We start from the raw sequence: 6,637 nt of genomic DNA, 5'->3' as shown, positions 1-6,637 counted from the left end.
CGCCGCCCCGCGCCCGGGAGGCCCGGGGCGGGGCGGCGACGTCCGGCGGTGCAGGGGGGGTGCGGTGGCGGCGTGTCAGACCAGGTCGAGCGGGATGCTGGTGACGGTGCTCTCGCTGTAGGTGCCGCCGGCGCCGTGGAAATGCACACGGTTGCCGCTGGTGCTCACGTTGTGCTGCGGCCCGTTGCCGACGTTGATCGGGCCCGTCGCCGTGCCGATCTGGACCACGGCCCCGGCCACGGTCGCGACCTCGGCCGAGTTGCGGATCTCCTGCTGCGCCATGTTCTGCCTCCTCGTCGCGGCCGGGACGACCCCGGCCGGTTCTGGTGCTCCTGTTCGGCGGGCACCGTCGAACACCGCCGCGCCCCGCCCGATCGGTTCGGGCGGGGCGCGGCGGCGAACGACAGCAACCGGCGGTCAGACCCGGGCGGCGAGGCGCCGGAACGCTGCGGTCTGGTCGGGGTGGGCGGCCTCGTCCAGGACGTGCCGCTGCTCCAGGAGCGCGCCGCCGGTGGCCGGCTGCTCCAGGACCGGGTCGGCCCAGGCCGCGACGTCGCGGGCGTCGAGCTCGTCCATGTAGGCCACGTACTCGGCCTGGTCGGCCTCCTCGTACGCGGCGAACATCGCGGCGAGCTCGGCCTGCCGACGCTCGTACTCCTCGGACGTCATCGGGTGTGGTCCTCTCTCTGGGGGGCACCGCCGGACCAGGCCGGCGGCGCGAGGGGGCTGGGCTACTTCTGTCCGCCGGCCTTCTCGGCCTGGGCGCGCTGGTGCATCTCCCGGGCCCTGCGCAGCAGTTCGTCCATCTGCCGCTGGGTCCAGGCCTGGTCCTCGGGGCTGCTCACCGGCCGCCGCCCTTCGAGGTGATCGGCGGGGTCGGGATGGGCTTGCTGCCCTGGCCGGTGCTGCCGCCGTAGGAGCGGCAGACGGCCAAGTCGGTCACGTTGGCGGTCACTTGGTGCCTCCCTGGGCGGCGGCCTGCTGCTGGCGCAGCTGCTCGGCCTGCTGGCGGGCCCGCTCGGCGGCCTCTGCGGCCTGGCGGATGGACTCCATGCGGCGGGCGAGTTCCTGGTCGCCGAGGTGCTGGGTGCTCACCGCGTCACCCGGCCAGGGGGAGGGCGCGCAGGGTGGCGACGGCGGCGGAGACGGTGGCCGGGAGCGGCCGGACGGTGCGGATCATGGCGTGCGGCTCGGTGTCGGCGAGGTCGGCCAGGTCGTCGAGGTCGATGACGACCTCGCGCAGCGCCTCGCTGGCGGCCAGCGCGCGGACCCGGACCTGGCGGACCCTGTCGCGCAGCAGGACGAGCAGGCCGTCCAGGCCGCGGGCGCCGTCGGGGTAGAGGCCGGCGGCGACGTCGTCCCACACCGCGTCGGCCAGGTCCTCGTCGAGGTCGGCAGCGGCCGGGCCGAGCGCGGCGAGCTGCTCGGCGGCGGCCGCGAGCAGCCGGACCGAGTAGCGGCCGTACAGGTCGTCGAGATCGTCGGTGGTGCGGAGGCTCGCCGGGGCGTCGATGGGTGCCATCATGGGGGTCACGGTCGTGTTCCTCTCGTCTGAGCAGGTGGGTTGGGACGGCCGAACGAAGGCCCCGGGGCCGTAATCCCCGGGGCCTTCCTGCTGCTCTGTGCTGCGAACGAGCAGCCACAGCGGCCCCCGACCCATGTGCGCGGGTCGGGGGCCGCTGTGGCGGTTCGTGCTGGTGTCGGTGGGTCAGGCGGCGGCGGCGCGTTCCTTGCGGATCGGGCTCGCCGCGAGCACCGCCTCCGCCCGCAGGGGCTGCGTCTCGGTGTCGTAGGGCTCGATCACGATCCCGGGACCGTAGACACGGCGGCGGGTGTCGCCGTGTCCGGCGGCCGCCTCGGTCCGACGCTCCAGCGCGGCCTGCTCGGCCGCCGGGTACCGCTCGGCCCACAGGGCCTGACGTCGCTGGAGCTGCTCATGGGCCTGGATGCTGTCCTCGTCCCGCTGCTCCCGCTCGTCGCGGGCCTGGGCGGCGAGGCGCTCCGGCTCCTGGCGCAGGAGCTCGATGTAGGTGGCGCCCAGGCGCCGACCGTCGGTGCAGCGCTTCTTCGGGTCGGCGCAGGCCGCGCAGCGGCTGCGGTGCCCGACGTACGCGGCGTGGGCGGTGTCGGCGGTCGGCGCGGCCGGGGCGAGCTGGTGGAGCGCCTTGGGCAGCGGGGCCTTCACCTTGCGCAGCACCGTGGTCGGCCGGCGGGAGGCGACGTCGGCGCTGGCCTCGACCCGCCGCTCCTGCCACCGGGCGAGCGTCACGTCGATGACGACCAGGCGGTTGGAGTTGCTGCAGCGACGGGCACCGGGGGTGCCGGCGCGCTCGGTGTGGTGCGGGGCGATCTTCCACTGCTTGGTGCCCTTGTTCAGGGTCAGCGGGCACCAGGTCTCACAGGCCGGGCAGGCCAAGACCTCGGCGCGGTGGGTGAGCTGGACCGAGTTGAGCGGCAGCGCCGACACCAGAAGCGCCGGCTGGGAGGAGACGTTGGTCGTGCGGGTCCGGCTCTTGCGCTGCCGGGCGGTGGGCATCGCGGTCGAGGTGGTCATCAGGTGCTCCTCGTCTGGCGGAGGGAGTAGTGAGGGCCGCGTTGCGGTGCTCTCTCCGCCCGCCAGGCCGCACGGGAAGTCCCGGCGCCCTGGGAAGCGGACAGCGCATCAGCACTGCGAGGCAGTCGCACGGGTTTGGTGGAGCTACCCGGCACCCGAACTGTGGGCGGCGACTACGTATGCGCACCCTCAGTCCGGTTTCGTAGTCCCGGGACTGCGGTGCGTGATGAAACAATGACACCAGTGTCCCGGGACTGTCAACAGTCCCGGGACAGTGAGTCCCGGGACTGCGAATCTTGTCGCAGTCCCGGGACTGTGATTCACTGGCGTCAGAAAGGAGGTAGATCCATGTCGCCCAAGACACCGAAGTGGCGTGAGGTTGCAAACGACATCGCTGCCAAGATCGCGTCAGGCGTGTATCAGCCTGGAGACCCTCTGCCGCACATCCGGACCCTGGTAGCCGAGGGGTACGGGTCGAAAACGACGATCGGCGCCGCCTACTCCGCGCTGGAGACGGAGGGACTAGTCACTACCTCGCGCGGACACGGCACGACCGTTCGACGCCGGCCGCCCCAGAACATCAGGCGCCACCAGGAGCGCTACAACTGGGAAAAGGAGCTCGCGCGGTCGCCCATCGGCGAGCGCAGCAACAACGGCGTCGTGGAGCGGGACACTGGCCTCGATCACGACCAGGTCGAGTGTCACGCCGTGTTCAACTCCGAGCCTGCGACCGCTGAGATGGCGGCGCGTTTCGGCATCGAGGTCGGCACACTGATGCTCCGCCGGAACTACTGGCACAGCACTCCGGGTGACTCCGTCGCGTTGTCGCTGATCGACTCCTACATGGTTCACGCGGTCGCCGCGAAGAATCCGGAGCTTTTGGACAGCGAGCGTGAGCCTTGGCCGGGGGGCACTCACCACCAACTGAGCACCGTTGGCATCGAGATCGGCCGCATCGACGATGCGATTCGAGTAAGGATCGCCACGGCAGCCGAGGCCAAGAGGTTGGGAATTCCACCCAACACTGCCGTCCTGCTCCTGGACAAGACAAGCGTCTCCACCAGCGGCGATGTCGTGGAGTACTCCCACGTCGTCCTGCCAGGAGAACGCACCGAGCTCCAATACACCGTCCCTCTGGAAAGGTGGGCCAAGTGAGCGAGCTCCTCTCGATCGTCACTCCTGTGCACGACGCCGCGATCCCGTACCTCTCGAACGCCTACGAGTCGTTGGCCGCACAGATCCTGCCGGACGGCTGGGATTGGGAGTGGCTGATCCAGGTCGACGGCGGCGACGGCTCCGAGGTTCCCGCTGGCATCGTCAGCGACCTTCGGGTGAAGGCCGGCGGCAACCGTAAGGGCGGCCCGGGCGTCAGCCGGACCATGGCGTGGGGGCGCAGCAGCGGCAGCCTCGTAAAGGTCCTCGACGCCGACGATGTCCTGCCCGCAGGGGCGCTCGCCCGTGACATCCGGGTACTCGGGCAGCAGGCCGACGTCGGTTGGACGGTCTCCCGCGTGCTCGACCTGATGCCGGACGGCACCCTGGTCCACTACACCCTCGGAGATCCTGAGCCTGGTCGGATGCTACGCGGAGGACTCTTCGACTACTGGTCCACCTCTCACCGACCGCAGGTGCACCCCGCCACGCTGTGCGTCCGGCAGGAACTGCTGGCAGTGGCTGGCGGGTGGATGGCACTGCCAGCCTCCGAGGACACGGCGCTCCTGATGGCGCTGGACGTGCTCGCGGATGGCTGGTTTATCAAGGAAACCGGCCTGCACTACCGCAAGCACCCGGGTCAAACCACCGCCCACGTCGACCACACCGGCGGGCCTGAGTGGGCGGCGCGGATGGGCGCCATTCGCAAGCACGCTGAAGCGCTGAGGCGCCAAAGCGCACCCGCTGCGGCTTGTTGGCCGGGTGGATCGCCAGGACACGTGGGCGTGTGACCGGCCCTGCTCAGCTCCCTGCGGGGATAGGCTCGATTGGACGTCCGCTCGCGGGCGTCACCTAGTCCAGAAAATGCGAAAGCGACCCCCACTCGCCAAAGTTGGGCCGCTTGCGCTTCAGGTATAAACCCCCACGTGGGGAGCCGTTGTGGTTCGACGGTACCAGGCTTCCCCAGTTAGGTGCGAGAGACACCCGTCTCATCTCATCCAAACTGGCGGACAACGTCTGGTACTGGCGGGATGGCAACGGCGGAGAGGCAGTAGTCCCGTTGCACAGCCCCGTCACCCTGCGGAGCCGCCGCGTCACTCCGGCCCGTCCCGCAGGCCCCACCACTGGCGTGAGCGTCCACCAGTCCGGCCCGCCCCAGAAGGCCGACCGCCTCGCCCCGACCCGCACGTCCCTGCCCGCCAGCCAGGCCGGGCTGCTCCTGGCGGTCACCGCCGGACCGGCGGTGGTCAAGTGAGCGAGATGACGCCCGGCACGTTCAGCGCGTCCCCGCTCGGCACCAACTCCGTCGCGGTGTACCGGCCGATGGTGTTCGGGCCCCATGCCCCGGTGCACACGCTCGATCTGATGGTGTTGGTGCACCTGCTGTTCGCCGTTCGCGACAACCGGAAGCCGACTCCGCTCGCGCTGTGGCGCGAGCTCCAGGAAGCCGGCGTGCGATCGGCGAAGAACGCGAGCGAGCTGGTGGGCAAGAACGCCATCTACGAGTCGATCGCGCGCCTGATCGTGCTCGGCTACGTCCGGCGGGTAGAGCTGCCGAACGAGAAGCACCCGGGCCGGCGCGGGCCGATCGCCTACCAGGTCTTCGAGGACCCCTCGCAGAACCCGGCGCAGCAGGCCACGGCACCAGCCGACGATGTCGAATCGTCGCAGGTCACAATGCTTCCCGGGATGCCGGAAGCTGGATTCGGGCCTTCCGGACATTCTGATGTTTCCGCAGGTCAGAATGCTTCCCGGAACGCCGGAACCGTTGTTCCAGGTTCCGGCGTTCCGGGAAGCTGGAAGAGGGATGTTCCCGCAGGTCAGAATGCTTCCCGCGTTCCGGGAAGCATTGGGCTGCCCCTCCACACCTCCGGTGGGGGTAAAACCCCCCCTACCCCCCATGTCCCTCCGGTGCCGTCCGTTCCTTCCGAGCCCCGTACCGGGAGGGGGAGGGGTCGCTCCGCCAACCAGAACCACGGCTTCTCCGCCGAGGCGATCAGTGCGGCGCAGAACTTCCTCGCCGAGCTGCCGATGCCGTTCGCCTGCGGGGTCGTCGATCAGCGCAAGAACGCGCCCCTGCTGCTGGAGACCATCGAGCGCCAGGGCTGGGAGCTCGGTCCGGAGCTGGCGAGGGCCCTGACCGTCAAGCCGGCTACCGGGCTGAACAGTCCGACAAGGGCGCTCAAGGCCCGCTTCGGCGAGCTCCCGCGCCGGTCCGTTGTGCTCCGGGACTCCGCTGCGGCCCCGGACACCGCACCAGGGCCGGAGAACCCCTGCCCCGATCACCCCCGCCTGGAGGCTGCCGGGTGTCCGCAGTGCGCTGCCGATGACGTGGTCGACCGCCAGCGCCGGGCGCTGGACGCCGAACGCGGCATCGACGACGAGTCCGCCCGCGCGGCCCTGGCGGCGCTGATCCAGCGCGGCCAGAAGCCCCGCACGACCGCCGACCGAGGCCGCGAGGCGGCGGCGCGTCAGGCCGAGGAGGTCCGCCGCCAGTCGGCCAGGCGGGCCGAGTACCTAGCGGGCTGACCTCCGCTGTTCCCCGTTCCGAGCAGCACGACGGCCGCCGGTTCAACCCTGCCAGGCCCCGGCGGCCGTCCGATCCCAAGGAGAGATCGCGATGAACGTACCCGACCAGAAGACCACCGGCCCCGACAGCTCCGACGCTCCGGCCGCCCAGGCCGGGACAGCGGAGCACGACTGGAGCGGCCCGGAGCCCGACAACGACTTCGGCCCGGAGACCGCCGCCCCCGCGCCGCGCGCCGGGTTCGGCCGACCCCGGCGCCGGCGTCAGGCCAGCGGCGACGGCGAGAACAGCGGGGACGGCTTCGAGCGGGTCCCCCCGCAGGACCTCGCCGCCGAGCAGTCCGTCCTCGGCGGCATGCTGCTGTCCAAGGACGCCATCGCCGACGTGGTCGAGGTGCTCAAGCC

Annotated in this window: 10 protein-coding genes; 5 read left to right on the top strand and 5 right to left on the bottom strand. The window is 71.1% G+C overall.

All coding sequences use genetic code 11. The features are described 5' to 3' along the window. Positions 1–75: 75 nt before the first annotated feature. The 5 genes from ABZY91_RS40895 to ABZY91_RS40875 all read right to left on the bottom strand — a co-directional run bounded on the left by ABZY91_RS40895 (position 76) and on the right by ABZY91_RS40875 (position 2,554). On the bottom strand, positions 76–282 hold the full coding sequence (locus tag ABZY91_RS40895; RefSeq protein WP_355409196.1) for a hypothetical protein: 207 nt from the start codon (positions 280–282) through the stop codon (positions 76–78). Positions 283–417: 135 nt separating this feature from the next. Next, positions 418–669: a hypothetical protein gene (locus ABZY91_RS40890; RefSeq protein WP_355409194.1), complete on the bottom strand. Its 252-nt coding sequence runs from the start codon at positions 667–669 to the stop codon at positions 418–420. A gap of 282 nt (positions 670–951) precedes the next feature. Further along, complete coding sequence (locus ABZY91_RS40885; RefSeq protein ID WP_355409192.1) at positions 952–1,095, bottom strand: hypothetical protein; 144 nt, start codon at positions 1,093–1,095, stop codon at positions 952–954. Positions 1,096–1,099: 4 nt separating this feature from the next. Beyond that, a complete protein-coding gene (locus tag ABZY91_RS40880; protein WP_355409190.1) occupies positions 1,100–1,525 on the bottom strand; it encodes a hypothetical protein in 426 nt (141 codons plus the stop codon). Positions 1,526–1,708: 183 nt separating this feature from the next. Continuing rightward, positions 1,709–2,554, bottom strand: coding sequence for a hypothetical protein (locus ABZY91_RS40875; protein ID WP_355409188.1), 846 nt, complete (start codon positions 2,552–2,554; stop codon positions 1,709–1,711). A gap of 348 nt (positions 2,555–2,902) precedes the next feature. Between ABZY91_RS40875 and ABZY91_RS40870 the strand changes: the two genes are divergently transcribed. The 5 genes from ABZY91_RS40870 to ABZY91_RS40850 all read left to right on the top strand — a co-directional run. Then, positions 2,903–3,709: a GntR family transcriptional regulator gene (locus ABZY91_RS40870; protein WP_355409186.1), complete on the top strand. Its 807-nt coding sequence runs from the start codon at positions 2,903–2,905 to the stop codon at positions 3,707–3,709. Next, entirely contained in the window at positions 3,706–4,497 is a 792-nt protein-coding gene (locus ABZY91_RS40865) for a glycosyltransferase (protein WP_355409184.1), read from the top strand. Before ABZY91_RS40870 ends, ABZY91_RS40865 begins: the two co-directional genes overlap by 4 nt. A 338-nt stretch (positions 4,498–4,835) precedes the next feature. Further along, positions 4,836–4,961, top strand: a complete 126-nt coding sequence (locus tag ABZY91_RS40860) for a hypothetical protein (protein WP_355409182.1) — start codon at positions 4,836–4,838, stop codon at positions 4,959–4,961. Continuing rightward, on the top strand, positions 4,958–6,235 hold the full coding sequence (locus ABZY91_RS40855; RefSeq protein ID WP_355409180.1) for a hypothetical protein: 1,278 nt from the start codon (positions 4,958–4,960) through the stop codon (positions 6,233–6,235). The genes ABZY91_RS40860 and ABZY91_RS40855 overlap by 4 nt, the downstream gene beginning before the upstream one ends. Positions 6,236–6,326: 91 nt before the next feature. Next, positions 6,327–6,637 (top strand): DnaB-like helicase N-terminal domain-containing protein (locus tag ABZY91_RS40850; protein WP_355409178.1); only part of this gene is annotated, 311 nt, incomplete at its 3' end.

Source organism: Kitasatospora sp. NPDC002965, assembly GCF_040611255.1.
Lineage (GTDB): Bacteria > Actinomycetota > Actinomycetes > Streptomycetales > Streptomycetaceae > Kitasatospora.
The sequence above is the reverse complement of the archived record's forward strand: the minus strand, read 5'-3'. Positions and strand labels throughout refer to the sequence as shown.